Source organism: Aquicoccus sp. SU-CL01552 (assembly GCF_040365005.1).
Classification (GTDB): domain Bacteria; phylum Pseudomonadota; class Alphaproteobacteria; order Rhodobacterales; family Rhodobacteraceae; genus Antarcticimicrobium.
This window is the reverse complement of record NZ_BAABWV010000011.1, coordinates 139,123-155,405: the sequence shown is the minus strand read 5'-3', so window position 1 is coordinate 155,405 and position 16,283 is coordinate 139,123. Positions and strand designations below refer to the sequence as shown.

At 67.8% G+C, this 16,283-nt stretch carries 16 protein-coding genes; 5 read left to right on the top strand and 11 right to left on the bottom strand.

From position 1 onward, the window contains the following. Nucleotide 1: 1 nt before the first annotated feature. Nucleotides 2–673 carry a DsbA family protein gene (locus ABWV23_RS13840; protein WP_353348717.1) on the top strand — a complete coding sequence of 224 codons (672 nt, stop codon included), beginning with the start codon at nt 2–4 and terminating at the stop codon, nt 671–673. Then, nucleotides 670–1,791 (top strand): CaiB/BaiF CoA transferase family protein, encoded by a 1,122-nt coding sequence (locus ABWV23_RS13835; RefSeq protein WP_353348715.1) that lies wholly within the window; start codon nt 670–672, stop codon nt 1,789–1,791. Before ABWV23_RS13840 ends, ABWV23_RS13835 begins: the two co-directional genes overlap by 4 nt. A gap of 11 nt (nt 1,792–1,802) precedes the next feature. On the opposite strand, the gene lpxK is transcribed toward ABWV23_RS13835, so the two are convergent. The 6 genes from lpxK to ABWV23_RS13805 all read right to left on the bottom strand — a co-directional run bounded on the left by lpxK (nt 1,803) and on the right by ABWV23_RS13805 (nt 8,134). Beyond that, on the bottom strand, nt 1,803–2,804 hold the full coding sequence (lpxK, locus tag ABWV23_RS13830) for a tetraacyldisaccharide 4'-kinase (RefSeq protein WP_353348713.1): 1,002 nt from the start codon (nt 2,802–2,804) through the stop codon (nt 1,803–1,805). Then, entirely contained in the window at nt 2,791–4,023 is a 1,233-nt protein-coding gene (locus tag ABWV23_RS13825; RefSeq protein ID WP_353348711.1) for a 3-deoxy-D-manno-octulosonic acid transferase, read from the bottom strand. Before ABWV23_RS13825 ends, lpxK begins: the two co-directional genes overlap by 14 nt. Nucleotides 4,024–4,027: 4 nt before the next feature. Further along, a complete protein-coding gene (locus ABWV23_RS13820; RefSeq protein ID WP_353348709.1) occupies nt 4,028–4,270 on the bottom strand; it encodes a DUF4170 domain-containing protein in 243 nt (80 codons plus the stop codon). 76 nt (nt 4,271–4,346) lie between these two features. Further along, entirely contained in the window at nt 4,347–5,150 is an 804-nt protein-coding gene (locus ABWV23_RS13815) for an inositol monophosphatase family protein (RefSeq protein ID WP_353348707.1), read from the bottom strand. After that, nucleotides 5,137–6,483 carry a TldD/PmbA family protein gene (locus tag ABWV23_RS13810; protein ID WP_353348705.1) on the bottom strand — a complete coding sequence of 449 codons (1,347 nt, stop codon included), beginning with the start codon at nt 6,481–6,483 and terminating at the stop codon, nt 5,137–5,139. Before ABWV23_RS13810 ends, ABWV23_RS13815 begins: the two co-directional genes overlap by 14 nt. Before the next feature lie 136 nt (nt 6,484–6,619). Beyond that, a complete protein-coding gene (locus ABWV23_RS13805; protein ID WP_353348703.1) occupies nt 6,620–8,134 on the bottom strand; it encodes a DUF2125 domain-containing protein in 1,515 nt (504 codons plus the stop codon). A gap of 129 nt (nt 8,135–8,263) precedes the next feature. Here ABWV23_RS13805 and ABWV23_RS13800 point away from each other — a divergent pair, with 129 nt between their 5' ends. The 3 genes from ABWV23_RS13800 (at nt 8,264) to ABWV23_RS13790 (ending at nt 10,972) form a co-directional block, all read left to right on the top strand. Next, nucleotides 8,264–9,013 (top strand): SDR family oxidoreductase, encoded by a 750-nt coding sequence (locus ABWV23_RS13800; protein WP_353348701.1) that lies wholly within the window; start codon nt 8,264–8,266, stop codon nt 9,011–9,013. Continuing rightward, nucleotides 9,010–9,621, top strand: coding sequence for an enoyl-CoA hydratase/isomerase family protein (locus ABWV23_RS13795; RefSeq protein ID WP_353348699.1), 612 nt, complete (start codon nt 9,010–9,012; stop codon nt 9,619–9,621). The genes ABWV23_RS13800 and ABWV23_RS13795 overlap by 4 nt, the downstream gene beginning before the upstream one ends. 100 nt (nt 9,622–9,721) lie before the next feature. Then, the gene (locus tag ABWV23_RS13790; protein WP_353348697.1) at nt 9,722–10,972 is read left to right on the top strand and encodes a TIGR03862 family flavoprotein; all 1,251 of its coding nucleotides are present in this window, start codon (nt 9,722–9,724) and stop codon (nt 10,970–10,972) included. Here ABWV23_RS13790 and ABWV23_RS13785 read toward each other — a convergent pair. The 5 genes from ABWV23_RS13785 to ABWV23_RS13765 form a co-directional block, all read right to left on the bottom strand. Continuing rightward, nucleotides 10,942–11,532 (bottom strand): glutathione S-transferase family protein, encoded by a 591-nt coding sequence (locus ABWV23_RS13785; RefSeq protein ID WP_353348695.1) that lies wholly within the window; start codon nt 11,530–11,532, stop codon nt 10,942–10,944. The genes ABWV23_RS13790 and ABWV23_RS13785 overlap by 31 nt on opposite strands. 95 nt (nt 11,533–11,627) lie before the next feature. Next, nucleotides 11,628–12,653 carry a DNA polymerase III subunit delta gene (gene holA, locus ABWV23_RS13780; RefSeq protein ID WP_353348693.1) on the bottom strand — a complete coding sequence of 342 codons (1,026 nt, stop codon included), beginning with the start codon at nt 12,651–12,653 and terminating at the stop codon, nt 11,628–11,630. Next, nucleotides 12,650–13,135, bottom strand: coding sequence for an LPS assembly lipoprotein LptE (lptE, locus tag ABWV23_RS13775; protein ID WP_353348691.1), 486 nt, complete (start codon nt 13,133–13,135; stop codon nt 12,650–12,652). The genes holA and lptE overlap by 4 nt, the downstream gene beginning before the upstream one ends. After that, on the bottom strand, nt 13,122–15,680 hold the full coding sequence (gene leuS, locus ABWV23_RS13770; protein WP_353348689.1) for a leucine--tRNA ligase: 2,559 nt from the start codon (nt 15,678–15,680) through the stop codon (nt 13,122–13,124). The genes lptE and leuS overlap by 14 nt, the downstream gene beginning before the upstream one ends. A gap of 87 nt (nt 15,681–15,767) precedes the next feature. Then, the gene (locus tag ABWV23_RS13765) at nt 15,768–16,280 is read right to left on the bottom strand and encodes a DUF3576 domain-containing protein (protein ID WP_353348687.1); all 513 of its coding nucleotides are present in this window, start codon (nt 16,278–16,280) and stop codon (nt 15,768–15,770) included. Between the last annotated feature and the right edge of the window lie 3 nt (nt 16,281–16,283).

The window sequence follows — 16,283 nt, the reverse complement described above, 5'->3', positions numbered from 1 at the left end:
GATGACCCGAATTATCCCCGCGCTGTTCGCGGCAATCCTGCTGACGGCGGGCGCATTCCTGTTCACCGGCCGGTCCGGTGACCTGTCTGGACCGCTGCTGATCGGCGCGGCACAGGCGCAGGAGGCCGGCGAGGTCGATACCTCCTCGATCGTCGACATGGTCCAGGGCGCTGAGGATGCGCCGGTGACGATCATCGAGTATGCCTCTTACACCTGCCCGCATTGTGCGAACTTCCACGAAGGCCCGTACAAGAAACTCAAGGCGGATTACATCGACACCGGCAAGGTGCGCTTCATCTACCGCGAGGTGTATTTCGACCGCTACGGCCTCTGGGCCTCGATGATCGCGCGCTGCGGCGGCGAGGAGAAGTTCTTTGGCATCTCCGACCTGATCTTCAAGGGGCAGTCGGATTGGGTGCGCGCCGGCGGACCGACCGAGATCGTCGATGCCCTGCGCAAGATCGGCCGTCTGGCCGGGCTGGAGAGCGACACGCTGGAGGCCTGCCTGCAGGACGGAGAAAAGGCTCAGACGCTGGTCGCCTGGTATCAGGAGAACGCGGAAAAGGACGGCGTCGAAGCGACCCCCAGCTTTATCGTCAACGGTGAAAAGGTCTCGAACCAACCCTATGAGGACTTCAAGACCTTGATCGAGGCGGAGCTGGCCAAGCAATGACCGCACCGCTTGCCGGACTGAAAGTCGTCGAACTGGCGCGTATCCTGGCCGGCCCCTGGGCCGGTCAGACGCTGTCGGACCTGGGCGCCGAGGTCATCAAGGTCGAAAGCCCCAAGGGCGACGATACCCGTGCCTGGGGCCCGCCCTTCGTCGAGCGTGACGGCGAGGTTTCGGCCGCCTATTTTCATTGCACCAATCGCGGCAAGGCTTCGGTCACCGCCGATTTCACCACCGAAGAGGGCCGCGACAAGGTTCGCGCGCTGGTGCGCGATGCCGACATCCTGATCGAGAATTTCAAGCTCGGCGGGCTGAAGAAATACGGGCTCGATTACGACAGCCTCAAGCAGATCAACCCGCGCCTGATCTACTGCTCGATCACCGGGTTCGGACAGGACGGCCCCTATGCGCACCGCGCCGGCTATGATTTCATCATCCAGGGCATGTCTGGGCTGATGTCGATCACCGGGGAACCGGATGGCCAGCCGCAGAAGTCCGGCGTGGCGATCACCGATATCTATACCGGCATCTACTCGGTAGCGGGCATCCTGGCGGCGCTGCATCAGCGCGAACGCACCGGGCGGGGCCAGCATATCGACATGGCGCTCTTGGACGTTGCCGTTTCGGTCACCGCCAACCAGGCGATGAACTATCTCACCACCGGCAAGGCGCCGGGGCGGATGGGCAACGCGCATATGAACCTGACCCCCTACCAAGTGTTCGATTGCGCCGACGGTCATATCATCATCGCCACCGGAAATGACGGCCAGTACCAGCGGTTGTGCCGGATCCTGGGGCTGGACGACATGGCCGAGGCGCCGGAGTTCCTGCACAACAAGGATCGCATCGCCAATCGCCGGGTGATGATCGCGCGGCTCAACGGCGCCACCGCGCAGCGGGGCAAGGCCGATCTGCTGGCCGCCTGCGAGGCCGAGGGCGTGCCGGCCGGGCCGATCAACGACCTGGCCGAGGTGATGGCCGATCCGCAGGTGGTGGCGCGTGGGATGCAGATTGAACTGGACGGCGTGCCCGGCGTCCGCTCACCGTTCAAATTCTCGGATGCCGAGCTGGCGCTGAAGCACGCTGCGCCGAAACTGGGCGAGAACGACCCCGAAGCCTAGCGCGGCGTGGCTCAGGCCGGGGGTGGCGCGGCCTTGCGCAACAGCCGCGTGACCGCCTCCGCCTCCTCGACCTGCAGCCGGACCGGCAGGGTAATGACCTTGAGCCGGAAATCGGCGGGCAGGCGGACGGCGTCCTTTTCGGTGGTGACCAGCTGCGCGCCGAGTGCCCAGGCCTCGGCCTCCAGCCGGGTCATCAGCGCGGTCGACAACGGCTGGTGATCATCCAGCGGCTCGGCCCGGCGCAGGTCGGCGCCGAGACCGCGCAGGGTGGCAAAGAACTTCTCGGGGTGGCCGATTCCGGCAAAGGCCAGCACCGGCGTGTCGCTCCAGTCCATCCCGGTCTGCAGCGGCGCCAGCTCGGCCCGGGCCCGCGGCAGGGTCACCTTGGCGCCCCAAAGTTGATCGAACCGTGCCTGCGCCTCTGCGCCGCCGATCGACAGCACCAGGTCGGCGCGCTTCAGCCCGGTGTCGACGGGTTCGCGCAGCGGGCCGGCGGGCAGGCATCGACCGTTTCCGAACCCCTGCGCGGCATCGACCACGACGATCGAGAAATCCTTGTGCACGGAAGGGTTCTGGAACCCGTCGTCCAGCACGATCACGGTGGCCCCCGCCTCGGCGGCCTTGCGTGCGCCTGCGGCACGGTCCCGTGCGACCCAGACCTCGGCAAAGGCGGCGAGCAAAAGCGGCTCGTCCCCGGTCTGGGCGGCGCGGTGGCGGGCGGGATCGACCCGCACGGGGCCGGTGAGGCTTCCGCCATAGCCGCGGGTGACCACGTGGGGCTCGTGCCCGGCCGCGCGCAGGGTCTCGACCACCCAGATCACCGTCGGGGTCTTGCCGGTGCCGCCGGCGTTGAGGTTGCCGACGCAGATCACCGGCACGCCGGGGGCGATGCCCGGCCCGCGTGCCATGCGCCGCGCGGTCGCATGTGAATAAAGCGCGCCCAGCGGTGCCAGCAGCCGTGCCCGCCAGCCGGGGCGATCCGGCGGGCGGTTCCAGAACTCAGGCGCGCGCACGTTCGGCCTCCGACAGGTCCAGCCGATCCTGGGTCATCTCGACCAGGTGATCGGTGAGCGCGGCGCTTTCGGTGATCGCATCCCATCCGGCCAGCGCCATCGCCGCTGCGTGATCCGGCGAGGAAAGCTGCATCACCGCTTGCGCCAGGCTATCGGCATCGCGGACGGGCTGGGCCGCCTTGATCCGTTGCAGCCGCTCATAGGCCTCGACATGGGCCGAGACATGCGGCCCGAACAGCACCGCCGAGCCCAGCGCGGTGGCCGCGAACGGGGGCCGTCCGGTGGCTCCGGGGGTCAGCGAACTGGCCATTAGGGTCACCGGCGCCATCCGGTACCACAGTCCGAGATCGGCGCTGTCGTCGCAGATCAGAACCTGGGTTTCCTCTCCGATCGAATCGCCGCCGTGCCAGTCGGCATGGCGCAACCCGGCGGTCGCGATCGCCTCGACCAGCCGCCCGGTTTCGCCCGGGTCCGCCGGCACCGCGATCAGCAACAGCCGGTGCTGCAACCGCAGGGCCTCCCGGTGGGCGGCGAGGACCGAGGCGAACTCATCGGCCTGCAGGTACGCCGCCAGCCACAGCGGGCGCCCCGACAGCGTCTGTGTCGCGGCGGTCAGGGCGGTCTCGGGGCAGGGCGGCGGGCTGACCCCCATGACCAGGCGCGACTGCACCTCGATTCTGTTCCTGGGAACGCCCAGTCGCACCAAGTGCGTGGCGGTCGTGTCGTTGGCGGTCAGGATGCTCTCGAATTCGGCAAGGCAGGGCCGAGTGAGGTCGGTCAGCCAGCCGCCGCGACGCCGGGGCAGATCCTCGAGCGCCAGATCGGCAAGGATCATGGGCAGGCCCTGTTCGCCGGCCTGCGAGATCAGGTTCGGCATCAGGTCCCCCCCGGTCCACAGGCAGAGATCGGGTTGCCAATGGTCGAGAAACGCGCGCGTGACCTGCGGGTGATCCGAAAGCAGCGGCTGCGGGGCCGGGATGTGCCGGGCATTGCCGGAAACCGGAACCGAGGCATTCACCGTGATCAACAGCTTGTCGTCCGGGCTTTGCGCTTGCAGCCGGGCGCCGAGATCGCGGAGCGCGAGGTACCGCTCCGGGCTGGTGGCGTGCAACCACACCAGCCGTCCGCGCGGGCGCGGTGGCGGTGGCACGTCCTGCGGCGGAATGGGCCCCCGCCAGGACAGGGCACGATAGGTCGCGAGTCCCAGCGAAAGACGCATGGCGTCAGCCCAGTTCCTCGGTCGAGGAGGCTTCGGTTTCCTCGTCGCGCAGGCGGTGGATATGGGCGATGAAGTACCGCATGTGGGCATCGTCGACGGTGCGCTGGGCTTCGGCCTTCCAGGCGGCGTAGGCCGAGGCGTAGTCGGGGAACATGCCGACGATGTGGATATCGTTCACATCCTTGAACGCGCTTTTCGACGGGTCGACCAGTTCGCCGCCGAAAACCAGGTGAAGACGTTGGGTCATGTCGGCATCCTTTCCGATTTGGGTCTGTATTGGGGGTGTCGGAATTTCCGGCACCCTACGCCTTGGCGATGTGGCGTCAAGCCGAGGCGATGTCGGGATCCTGCGGGGCCAGCGCCGCGCTCAGCCTTGCATGCAGCGGCGCGCCGGCCGCGATCACGCCGTTGACCTGCGGGTGCGGGTTGTTGAAGCGCAGCGTCGCGCCGCGCCGGTCGGTACAGATCGCGCCGGCCTCTTGCAGGATCAGGTCGCCGGCGGCGATGTCCCATTCCCAGCTCGGGCGCAGCGTCATCATGCCGTCGTACCGGCCCTGCGCCACCAGCGCCATCCGGTAGGCCAGCGATGGCCGATAGGCGCGGCGAAAATCGGGCACGGCCCCGGCGCGCCAGTGTTTCGCCTCGAGGTTGGGGCGGGCCGCGAGGATCTGCGCGGCGCCCATGTCGCGAACCGCGCTGGCGTGGATCGGCGCCCCGTTGAGCTGCGCACCGGTCCCCAGCGCGGCGCTGTAAAGCAGATCGCACATCGGCAGGTAGATCACGGCGGTGGTCACCACGCCGCGCTCGGCGATCGCCAGCGCATGCGCCCAGGCGGTCTCGCCGGCGGCAAAGCTGCGGGTGCCGTCGATCGGGTCGATGATGAAGACACGCTCGCGCTCCAGCCGGTCGCTGCTGTCCTCGCTTTCCTCCGACAGCCAGCCATAGTCCGGGCGGGCGCTGCGCAGGCGATCCTCGAGCATCTCGTTGACGGCGATATCGGCCTCGGTCACCGGCCCGGCGCCTTCGGGCTTGTCCCAGCGCCGCGTCTGCGGGCCGACAAAGCCGCCGGCGATCCGCCCGGCCGCGCGCGCGGCCTCGATCAGCAGGGAAAGATCAGCTTCCGGCAAGCGTCATTCCTTCGACCAGCAGCGAGGGCACCACGCGCGACAGATAAGGCCTAGCGTCGTTGGCCGGGATCAGCCGCATCAGCATGTCGCGCAGGTTGCCGGCGATGGTGCATTCGTTGACCGGATAGGCGATCTCGCCGTTCTCGACCCACAGGCCCGAGGCGCCGCGCGAGTAATCGCCGGTATTCGGGTTGATGGTCGAGCCGATCATCGAGGTGACCAGGAGCCCGGTGCCCATGTCGCGGATCAGGTCCGCGCGGCTGGCGTCACCGGGGGTCAGTTCGATGTTCCAGATGGCGGGAGAGGGCGCCGAGGACACGCCGCGCGCGGCGTTGCCGGTGGGCGACATCCCCAGCTTGCGCGCGCTGGCAAGGTCCAACGTCCAGCCGGTCAGCACGCCGTTCTCGACGATGGCCCGCCGGCGGGTCGGCAGCCCCTCGGCATCGAAGGGGCGCGAGCCGCCGACGCGCGGCCGGTGCGGATCCTCGATCACCGAGAGATGGCTCGGCAGCACCTGCGCGCCGAGATCGTCCTTGAGCCAGGAAGAGCCACGCGCGACCGAGGCCCCGTTGGCGGCGGCCAGGAGGTGGCCGATCAGGCTGGAGGCGATACGCTCGTCGAACAGCACCGGGTACTGCCCGGTCTTGGGCTGGCGCGGGGCCATCCGTTCGACCGCGCGCCGTCCGGCCCGCGCGCCGATCTCCTCGGGGCTGCGCAGGTCCGATTGAAAGCTGCGGCTGTCGCCGTCGTAGTCGCGTTCCATGCCGGTGCCGGTGCCGGCGATGGCCACGCAGGAGATGGAACGCCCGGTGCGCACGTAACCGCCGGAGAACCCGTTGGTCGCCGCCAGATGCACCGCGTGCCGGCCGTAGGAGGCGCCGGCGGCCTGAACCTGGGTCACCCCGTCGATGGCCAGCGCGGCGGCCTCGGCGGCCAGCGCATCGTTCTGCAGCGCCTCGGGCGCGGGCTCGGCTTCGGGGTCTTCCAGTTCCAGCGCGGCCAGGTCCCAGTGTTGCGCGACCTGCGCGGGGTCGGCCAACCCGACGTTGGGGTCCTCGGGAGTTTCACGGGCCATGGCCACGGCGCGCTCGGCCATCTCGGTCAAGGCCTCGGGCCGGCTGTCGGAGACCGCGACGATGGCCTGGCGTTTGCCCAGCAGCACCCGCAGCCCGAGATCCGTGCTTTCCGACCGTTCGGCCTTTTCCAGGGCGCCGGCGCGGATGTCCACTTCGACCGAGCCGCCGCGCACGGCGATGGTGTCGGCGGCCTCGGCCCCGGCCTTGCGCGCGGCTTCCAGCATGGCGTGACAGAGCTGTTCGAGGGATTGGGTCATGGTCGCCCCTGGTTGCAGGAATACGGTTTGGAGGTAGCCCCGGAACGCCCGCACCGCAAGGGCGGCAACGGAAAACGGGGCCGGTCTGATCCGGCCCCGCCCATGATTTCGTCGAGAATCCCGCCCGGGGCGCGGGTTACTTCAACCGTTGACCGTTGGCCATGATCTGGCCCTGGTCGTTGATCTCGACGTCGGACTTCAGCGTGTCGGGCCCATCGCCCGGCACCGCAACCATGCCCATCATCATGCGCGCGCCGGTGGCGTCCTGGTCCGAGATCACGCCCATCTGGATCAGCTTGTCGATCAGCCCGTTGGCGCCGGCCAGTGTGAGGCTGGCCTTGCCGGCCGGGGCGGGCATGCCGCCGAAACTGACCAGGTCGCTGTTGTCAAAGGTGAAATCGCCGGTCCCGGTGAGTTCGGCCCCGACCGCCGACACCTTCAGATCGTTGATCGTCAGCGCGTTCAATTCGCCCGGCGCCTGGTTCAGGTTCTCGGCAATCGCCGGGTCCATCAGGTCGGCCAGCACCCGCACCTTGCCGGCCAGGTCGACGATGATCGTCGCCGGGTCACGCGGCAGGATCGCGCCGGGGTCGAAGATGCCCCAAAGCTGTTCGGGCATGGTGAAATCCGCCAGCGTCAGGCCAAAGGCAAAGGGCTGCTCCTCGTCGGACTTGGCGATCGGCATGTCGAGGGCAAAGGCCATCTTCTGCATCGCGATGGCGATGGGAAAGGGCACGTCCGAAGTTTGCAGGGTGATCTCGCTCTGCTGCTGCGACACGTCATAGGACAGATGCGCGGCATCCATCGCCACCCCGAGCGTCCCGCCCCGCGAGGCGGTGCTCATCGCGAATTTTTCACCGTCGCCGGTGCCGGACATCTCGCCCTTGCCCGAGCCATAGGTAAAGGTGCCGTCGAACCCGAAGCCGGCCTTGAGCATCTGCTGCACATCGGAGGTGTCCATGGTCAGCGGCATCGTGCCCGACCCCTTGAACCCGAGCTTTTGCAGGCTGCCCGAAAAGACGCCCGCATCCTCGGAGTCGGGATCGTCGAAGGCCATGTCATAGGTCAGCTTGGAAGCCGTCATTCCCTGCTCATAGCTGCGCTTGTCGGACATCTGCATCCGGGTGCTGCTGTTTACATCGCTCAGCGAGACCGTCATGCGCGCCACCTCGGGCGGCACGGTGTCGCCCTCGACCGTCAGGCTGTCCAGGCCCATGCCGAGGCGGGCGGCGGTGTAATCGTAGGTCATGTCGCTGGGCGCGCCCGAGACCACCATCGAGGCGCCGGACTGGGTCAGGCCGAGCACCGCCGTCACCTCGTCCTCACCATCGTCCATCGCGAAGGTGATCGGCATCCGCGGCGGCATGGTCACGTTGACCGTCCCGTCGCCGTTCTCGATGAACACCAGCTGGTCGAGCAACATCGAGACGGTGCCCTGCTCCTCCGGGATCTGCAGCGCCATGCTGAGGTCGCTGACGGTCAGGGTGTCGCCCGACATCTGTTCGTTTGCGGTAATCTGGTAGCCGGCCGCCGACAAATAGCTGCGCCAGTTCGACCACACGTCCTGTGCGGCCAGGTCGGCAAACGCGCCGTGGCTTGTGCTGGAAAGGACCAGCGCCGCCGCCGTGCCGCGCTTGAGAAAAGCCATCATGGAAATATCCTCCTGGGAAACTCTGCCGGCATGGTCTGTTCTGCGCGCCGGGGCGTCAAGGGGGAAGGGCTGGACCGGCGCGTCATGGCGCAGTACGACTCGGTCCCAAGAACAACTGGGGATGATGGCATGGACATGACGGGAAAAACGGTTCTGATCACCGGTGCGAGCCGGGGGATCGGGGCCGAGGCGGGCCGGGTATTCGCGGCGGCGGGCGCCAATGTGGTTCTGCTGGCGCGCAGCGCCGATGCGGTCGCCGCGCTGGCCGCCGAGATCGGCCCGCAGGCGGTGGCGCTGGGCGCCGATGTCAGCCGTTATGCCGACATGGAGCAGGCGGTGCAGACCGCGCTCGACCGTTTCGGTAAGCTCGACGTGCTGATCGGGAACGCCGGCGTGATCGAGCCGATCGCCCAGCTGTCCGAGGCCGACCCGGAGGCCTGGGGTCAGGCCATCGACATCAACCTCAAGGGGGTCTTCCACGGCATGCGCGCGGCGGTGCCCGCGATGCGGCAGGCTGGCGGCGGCAGCATTCTGACGATCAGTTCCGGTGCCGCCCACAACGCGCTTGAGGGCTGGAGTGCCTATTGCAGTTCCAAGGCCGGGACGGCGATGCTGACCGCCTGCCTCGATCGGGAGGAACGCGGCCGCGGCATCCGCGCCATGGGGCTCAGCCCGGGTACCGTCGCCACCCAGATGCAGCGCGAGATCAAGGCCAGCGGCGTCAACCCGGTCAGCCAGCTCGACTGGTCCGACCATATCCCGCCCGACTGGCCGGCACGCGCGCTGCTGTGGATGTGCTCGACCGAGGCCGACGACCTCATCGGTACCGAGATTTCCCTGCGCGATGAGGCGATTCGTCGCCGGGTGGGGCTGCTATGATCCGGCTGGAGCAGGACGGGGGGCTGTGGATCGTCACCATCGACCGGCCCGACAAGGCCAATTCGCTGACCCCGGAGATGTTGGAGGAGCTGGCTCGCATCGCCGAGACGGCGCAGGAGGCACAGGCGCTGATCCTCACCGGGACCGGCAAGGTGTTCAGCGCCGGCGCCGATCTCGAGGCGGCGCGCGCGGGCCTGGCGACCTCGCCCCTGTGGGAGCGGCTCTCGGGGGCGATCGCGCGGCTTCCGGGGCTGACCGTGGCGGCCCTGAACGGCACGCTCGCGGGCGGTGCGATGGGCATGGCGCTGGCCTGCGACCTGCGCATCTCGGTGCCCACGGCCAAGGTGTTTTACCCGGTGATGAAACTGGGGTTCCTGCCGCAACCCTCCGACCCGGGGCGCCTTGCGGCGCTGATCGGCCCGGCGCGGGCCAAGCTGATCCTGATGGCGGGGCAGAAGATCACCGCGCAGGAGGCCCATGCGTTCGGCCTGATCGACCGGATCGTCGAACCTGATGCTCTCATGGCGACGGCGCGGGAGCTCGTGGCGGATACCTGCGCCGCCGATCCCCAGGTCGCGCGCGCCATCGGGGCGCTCTGCGTTTCCTGACCGGGTCACCCGCTTTGACGGCGGCGCCTCCGGCGGGAGTATTTGGCAAAGAGAAGAAGCAGGGGGCACGTCGGATCGGGCCGTCGGAGGACACAGCGGGATGGATCGGAGGGTGCGCGTGACCGGACAGGGCGGGGGGGACACACCTCGCGCCGTGGTCGTGGGCGGCGGCCCGGCGGGGCTGATGGCCGCCGAGATGCTGGGGCGTGCCGGTATTCCGGTGCTGCTGGCCGAGGCCAAGCCGTCGCTGGGCCGCAAGCTCCTGATGGCGGGGAAATCCGGGCTGAACCTGACCAAGGACGAACCGTTCGACGATTTCCTGCACGCCTATGGCACGGCGGCGGACTGGCTGCGCCCGATGCTGGAGGCGTTCGGACCGGGCGAGGTCCAGGACTGGGTCCGCACCCTCGGGCAAGAGGTGTTCACCGGCTCGACCGGGCGGGTGTTTCCGCTGGCAATGAAGGCCTCTCCGCTGCTGCGCGCCTGGCTGGCCCGGCTGGACGGGCTGGGGGTGCGCCGGCGCAGCCGCTGGCGCTGGACCGGCTGGGACGGGGACGCGCTGGGCTTTGACACGCCCGAGGGCGAGGTGCGGATCTTGCCGGAGGTGACGGTGCTGGCGCTGGGCGGGGCAAGCTGGGCGCGGTTGGGGTCCGATGGGGCCTGGGCGCCGCTGCTGGCCGAACGCGGGGTGGAGCTGTCTCCCTTCGCGCCTGCCAACGCGGGGCTGTGCGTGCACTGGTCCGAGCCGATGCGCGCGCGGTTCGGCCTGCCGCTCAAGGGGGTGCGGTTCCGGGCCGGGCGGCTTTCGTCGCGCGGCGAGGCGGTGATCTCCAGCCGCGGGCTGGAGGGCGGCGGGATCTATCCGCTGACCCCGGCGCTGCGCGAGGGCGCGCCGCTTTGCGTCGATCTGGTGCCGGACCTGGAGCACGAGACGGTTCTTGCCCGGATGTCCCGTCCGCGCGGCAAGGCGAGCCTTTCGACCCATCTGCGCAAGGCGCTCAGGCTCGATCCCGCGCGACTGGCGCTGTTGCAAGAGTTCGGCCGCCCCTTGCCCGCCGATCAGGCGGGTCTGGCGCGGCTGATCAAGGCGCTGCCGATCCGCCACGCCGGCCTGCGCCCGATGGACGAGGCGATCTCGATCGCCGGCGGCGTCGCCCGCGCGGCGCTTGATGACGGACTCATGTTGCGCGCGCTGCCCGGTATCTTTTGCGCAGGTGAAATGCTGGACTGGGAGGCGCCGACAGGGGGCTACCTGCTGACCGCCTGCCTGGCCTCCGGGCGCTGGGCCGGCCGCGCGGCGGCGGCCCGGCTGCTGTCAGGTCAGGGGAGCAACGCCAGCGTGCGGCCATAGGCGTCGCGCTTGCGCAGATCCTTGAAATAGGCCTCCATCACGTCGTTCTCGACCGGAAAGCCCGCGCTTTTTGCCCAGCCAAGGCAATGGACGCAAAGGATGTCGGCGATCGTCATCTCATCACCTTGCAGGAACGGCCCGACAAGGCGTTTGCCCAGGCGATCCAGGTTGCGTTGAAATTCCCACTTCAGGCTGTCGTTCACGGCCGGGATGCGCAGGTCTTCGGGAAGAACGGTGCGGTGGCGGGCCGAGGTCCAGAGCACCGCGTCGAATTCATCCAGTATGGTGTGGGTCAGCGCATCCTGATGCGCGCGCTCCACGGTGCCGGCGGGATAGGTCAGCGCCCCATGCTTGTCGGCCAGATAGGTGAGGATGGCCACCGAATCCGTCAGCACTGCGTCGCCGTCAACCAGGATCGGAATCTTGCCCGAGGGGTTCAGCGCGCGCACCGTGTCGCTTTGCGGCTTGGCGTCGTGGTGTTCATAGGCGATGCCCATCTCTTCCAGCGTCCATAGCACCCGAAAGGCGCGGCTGGCGACGCTTCCATAGACCTTGTACATTGGGGTCTCCCTGTTCCCGTTCCGGTGCAGTGTTTACCGGGCGCGGCGCGGCTGCAAGGGGGGCTTTCATGGGCAGACGACCGGGATACGTGGCGTCAACGCCGCGCCAGCATCGCCAGGCGGATCAGCGCGCGTTCCATCACCGCCATGGCGGGCGCCGTCTGTCGCGCCGAGCGCAGGTGCAGGTCGGTGTCGGTCAACAGGGTCAGTGCGGTTTCCAGGTTGGCCGCGCCCCAGCCCTGGGCCTGCCGCAGGATACGATCGCGCCGCTTGCCATAGACCGGCGGGCGTAGTTTCCCGATGCCCGCGGCCGCCCCGCCGGGATCGGAGGCGGCGGCGTAGAGCGTGCGGAAATGGCGCGTGGCCCCGATGCAGAGCGAGACCGCGTTGGTGCCCTGCGCCTGCAACCGGTTCAGCAGCGGGCCGATCTCGCCGGCGCGGCCCTCGGCCACGACATTCAGAACGTCGTCGATCGCCGCCTCGGTCGAGCGGGGTGCGCAGGCCTCGAGATCGTCCAGCGAAACGGGGGATTCGTCGCCGAATTTGTACAAGGCGAGTTTCTCGATGGTCTGGGTGAAATCGCCCGGCCCCAGATCGTTGGCCAGATCGGTCAGCGCCGCCATCGTGTCGCGCGGCACATCGCGGATGCCCTTGTCGGCGAGCGTGCGCTCGATCTCGTCGCGCGAGGGGGGATCGTCGTACAGCCCGACCGCGAAGACGGCCTTGTGGCCCTCGAACGCCTTGCGCAGTTTCGAGTTCGCCTTGAGCGCGCCGGCGGTCACCACGATCTGTGCGTCGCCCGGGGTCCAGTCCTGCAGCGCGGCCTGGATCGCCGGGGCGGTGCCGTCGGTGGCCTCTTCGACAAAGACGGCGCGCGGGCCGGGAAAGAACCCGACCGCCTTGACTGCGTCAAGCAGTTGCGCGGCATCCTTGCGCAGATCGCCGCCCGACAGACGGGTCAGGCGCATCTCTTCCTCGGCATTCTTGCCCAAAAGCGCCTTGAGCACCTGTTGCCGCTTGAGCGACACCCGCATCGCGTCGGCGCCATAGATCAGCAGGCCGGTCTTGTCCGGGTCGGGCCGGGCGAAGTAACGGTCCGCCTCGCGTGCCGACAGTTTCATTCCGGCAGGTCCGCCGTGGCGTAGATCCGGGTGACGAGTTGGTCGGCGAGGAGGGTCATCAACCGCTCTGCCGCATCGCGTTCCCCGGCGAGGGACTCGACGGTGGAGCCGGTGGCGGAATAGCCGGTGAAATTGCTGACCTTGCCCGAGGCGACGACTGCGCCGCCGTCCAGCGCGGTCAGCACGTAATCGACCGTCCCCACCAGGCTGTAACGGGTGGTCTCGCCGGTCGAGGTCACCGCCTGGCCCTCGGTCTCGGTCGAGACCGTATAGCTCAGCGCATAGGCCGGTACGGTGGCGCGGCCCAGCCTGTCCTCCAACGTGCGGGTCAGCACGTATTCGTCTGGCGAATCGGGTTCCTGCACCTGCACCCGGCCACGCAGGGCCGCGCCGGTGCCGCCGGGGCCGTAGACAGGGGTAAAGCCGCAGGCGGCGAGCGCCAGCGGCAGGATCAGCAGGCTTCTGCGGTCAAACGACGACATTCACGATCCGTCCGGGGACGACGATCACTTTTTTCGGCGCCGCCCCGTCCAGCGCCTTTTGCACAGCGTCTACTGCCAGCGCGGCTTTTTCAACCTCTGCCTTGTCCATGTCCTTGGAAACGCTGATTTCCGCGCGCCGCTTGCCGTTGACCTGGATCGGCAGGGTGACGGTGTCATCAACCAGCATCTCCGCCTCGGCCTTGGGCCAGGGTGCGGTGGCGATCAGCCCCTCGCCGCCCAGCATCTCCCAGACCTGCTCCGACAGGTGCGGCGTCATCGGTGCCATGAGCTGGGCCAGGGTCAGCGCGGCTTCGCGCTTGGCGCCGCCGCCGGCCTTGGATTTGGCCAGCGTGTTGGTGAAGGCATAGAGTTTCGCGATCGCGGCGTTGAAGCCAAAGCTTTCGACACCGCCGGTCACGTCGTGGATGCACTTGTGCATCTCGCGCAACAGCGCGGCGTCCTGATCGGTGGCCGGGGCATCGGCGTCGATCTCGGTCGCAATGCGATAGACGCGGGACAGGTGCTTGAACGCGGCCTCGGCGCCGGCGGCGGTCCATTCCACGTCGCGCTCCGGGGGGCTGTCGGAGAGCACGAACCAGCGCGCGGTATCGGCGCCATAGGCCGAGATGATGCTGACCGGGTCGACCACGTTCTTCTTCGATTTCGACATCTTGGCGGAGGGGATGATCTCGACCGCTTCGCCGGTTTCCTTCAGGTGGCCGTCCTCGACCTCTTCGGGCAGGTGATAGACCGGGCGACCGTTGCCGTCGCGGGTCTGGTAGATCTCATGCGTCACCATCCCCTGGGTGAACAGTGCGTCAAAGGGCTCGATCGCCTTCTTGGGCAGGTGGCCGGTGAGGTTCATCGCGCGGGCGAAGAAACGGGAATAGAGCAGGTGCAGGATCGCGTGTTCGATGCCGCCGATGTACTGGTCGACGTTCATCCAGTACTCGGCCTCTTCCGCCACGGTCGGGGTGTCGGCATGTGGCGCGGTGAACCGGGCGTAGTACCACGACGAATCGACGAAGGTGTCCATCGTGTCGGTTTCGCGCCGGGCGGGCTTGCCGCATTTCGGGCAGGTGCAATCGCGCCAGTTCGGGTGCCGGTCGAGCGGGTTGCCGGGGATCGAGAAGTCGATCGGTTTGTCACCCTCGTCATAGGGCAGCTGGATCGGAAGATTCTCTTTTTTTTCAGGCACAACGCCGCAGCTGTCGCAATGGACAACCGGGATCGGACAGCCCCAGTAGCGTTGCCGCGACAGGCCCCAGTCACGCAGCCGGAACTGGGTCTTGCCCTGGCCCAGCCCGTTTTTCTCGGCCCAGTCGATGGTGGTGTCGATCGCCTCTTGCCCGGTGGCGACCTCGATGCCGGCGGGCTGGTTGATCCAGCGTACCTTCTCGGTTTTCGGCGGCACGAAGGCGGTGTTCCCGACGCGGCTGTCATCGTCCATCGCGACGAATGTGTCGATCACCGGCAGGTCATACTTGCGCGCGAAATCCAGGTCGCGCTGGTCATGCGCCGGGCAGGCAAAGATCGCGCCGGTGCCGTAATCCATCAAAACGAAATTTGCGACCCAGACCGGCAGGGTCTGGTCGGGGTAGAGCGGATGGCGCACGGTCAGCCCGGTGTCGAAACCGCGCTTTTCGGCCTTTTCCAGCTCGGCTTCGGAGGTGCCCAGCTTGCGGCACTCGGCGTTGAAGGCGGCCAGCGCGGGGTTGTCGGCCTCGAGCGCCTTGGACAGCGGGTGGTCGGTGGACAGCGCGATGAAGCTGGCCCCGGCGAGGGTGTCGGGCCGGGTGGTATAGATCTCGATCCCGTCATGACCGTGCGTCGATTCGGTCAGGTCGAACCGCATTTGCAGCCCGCGCGACTTGCCGATCCAGTTTTCCTGCATCAGCCGCACCTTGGCGGGCCAGTTTTCCAGCCCGTCCAGCGCCTCGAGCAGCTCTTCGGCCATGTCGGAGATCTTGAAGAACCACTGGGTCAGTTCGCGTCGCTCGACCTCGGCGCCCGAGCGCCAGCCCTTGCCGTCGATCACCTGTTCGTTGGCCAGCACGGTCATGTCGACCGGGTCCCAGTTCACCACCGCGTTCTTGCGATAGACGAGGCCCTTGTCGAGCATGTCCAGGAACAGCGCCTGCTGCTGGCCGTAATATTCCGGGTCGCAGGTGGCGAATTCGCGGGACCAGTCGATCGACAGGCCCAGCGGTTTCATCTGGCCGCGCATGTCGGCGATGTTGGAATAGGTCCAGTCCTTGGGGTGACCTCCGCTCGCCATCGCGGCGTTCTCGGCGGGCATGCCGAAGGCGTCCCAGCCCATCGGGTGCAGCACGTTGTGCCCGGTGGCCAGCTTGTAGCGCGCGATCACGTCGCCCATGGTATAGTTGCGCACATGGCCCATGTGGATGCGCCCCGAGGGGTAGGGGAACATCTCCAGCACGTAGTACTTCGGCTTGTCGGCACTGCGCCGTGCGGTGAAGATCCCGGCCTTGTCCCAGGCCTGCTGCCATTTTGCTTCGATTTCAGCGGCAGAGTAACGCGACATTGCTGCGGTCCTTTGAATGAAAACGCCGGGTTAAAACCCGGCGTGGTGTTACTTCGGTTCCGGTCGGCATTCCAGCCCGGTTTGCGGTTACAAGCGCCTGTCGCGCACGCGCAACTGGCGGGCCCGGGTCAGGATCGCGTCCTCGACCGCGCGGGCGGTGCCGGGATCGACCGAGCGGCCGCCGCTGGTCTGCAGCGCCACCTTGAGCGAGCGGGCGTCCAGCGCGGGATCGCTGATATGCACGGTGGCGCGATAGGACCGCCCGCCGCCCGGCGGGGTGCCATAGCCGGTGACGATCACCCCGGTAAAGGGGTCGACCGACTGCACCGGCAGGAAGCTGAGCACATCCAGCGACGCGGCCCAGAGATAGCGGTTCACCTGGACACTGGTGTCGCCCTTGCCGGAGCCGAACAGATCCCAGATCGAGGAGCGTTCGTAGCCCATCGGCGCAGATTCCCGGTTGTGTGCGACTTGCTCGTCAGCCGATACCGTCTCCATAACAACGGCACCGTCCGGTCCACGGTTCCGGCTGCAGGATGCCGCCACCAAGCAAATGGCGAGAATCACGACGGCCTTGGTCGGCTTTATCAAGAATGTCATAGG

What these genes read in the sequence shown, in the direction of transcription:
- lptE (WP_353348691.1), bottom strand. Translation starts at nt 13,135, where the DNA reads ATGTCGTCGTTTGACCGCAGAAGCCTGCTGATCCTGCCGCTGGCGCTC.
- ABWV23_RS13835 (WP_353348715.1), top strand. Translation starts at nt 670, where the DNA reads ATGACCGCACCGCTTGCCGGACTGAAAGTCGTCGAACTGGCGCGTATC.
- ABWV23_RS13785 (WP_353348695.1), bottom strand. Translation starts at nt 11,532, where the DNA reads ATGTACAAGGTCTATGGAAGCGTCGCCAGCCGCGCCTTTCGGGTGCTA.
- ABWV23_RS13800 (WP_353348701.1), top strand. Translation starts at nt 8,264, where the DNA reads ATGGACATGACGGGAAAAACGGTTCTGATCACCGGTGCGAGCCGGGGG.
- ABWV23_RS13765 (WP_353348687.1), bottom strand. Translation starts at nt 16,280, where the DNA reads ATGACATTCTTGATAAAGCCGACCAAGGCCGTCGTGATTCTCGCCATT.
- ABWV23_RS13805 (WP_353348703.1), bottom strand. Translation starts at nt 8,134, where the DNA reads ATGATGGCTTTTCTCAAGCGCGGCACGGCGGCGGCGCTGGTCCTTTCC.
- ABWV23_RS13795 (WP_353348699.1), top strand. Translation starts at nt 9,010, where the DNA reads ATGATCCGGCTGGAGCAGGACGGGGGGCTGTGGATCGTCACCATCGAC.
- ABWV23_RS13840 (WP_353348717.1), top strand. Translation starts at nt 2, where the DNA reads ATGACCCGAATTATCCCCGCGCTGTTCGCGGCAATCCTGCTGACGGCG.
- ABWV23_RS13820 (WP_353348709.1), bottom strand. Translation starts at nt 4,270, where the DNA reads ATGACCCAACGTCTTCACCTGGTTTTCGGCGGCGAACTGGTCGACCCG.
- ABWV23_RS13810 (WP_353348705.1), bottom strand. Translation starts at nt 6,483, where the DNA reads ATGACCCAATCCCTCGAACAGCTCTGTCACGCCATGCTGGAAGCCGCG.
- ABWV23_RS13790 (WP_353348697.1), top strand. Translation starts at nt 9,722, where the DNA reads ATGGATCGGAGGGTGCGCGTGACCGGACAGGGCGGGGGGGACACACCT.
- leuS (WP_353348689.1), bottom strand. Translation starts at nt 15,680, where the DNA reads ATGTCGCGTTACTCTGCCGCTGAAATCGAAGCAAAATGGCAGCAGGCC.
- ABWV23_RS13825 (WP_353348711.1), bottom strand. Translation starts at nt 4,023, where the DNA reads ATGCGTCTTTCGCTGGGACTCGCGACCTATCGTGCCCTGTCCTGGCGG.
- holA (WP_353348693.1), bottom strand. Translation starts at nt 12,653, where the DNA reads ATGAAACTGTCGGCACGCGAGGCGGACCGTTACTTCGCCCGGCCCGAC.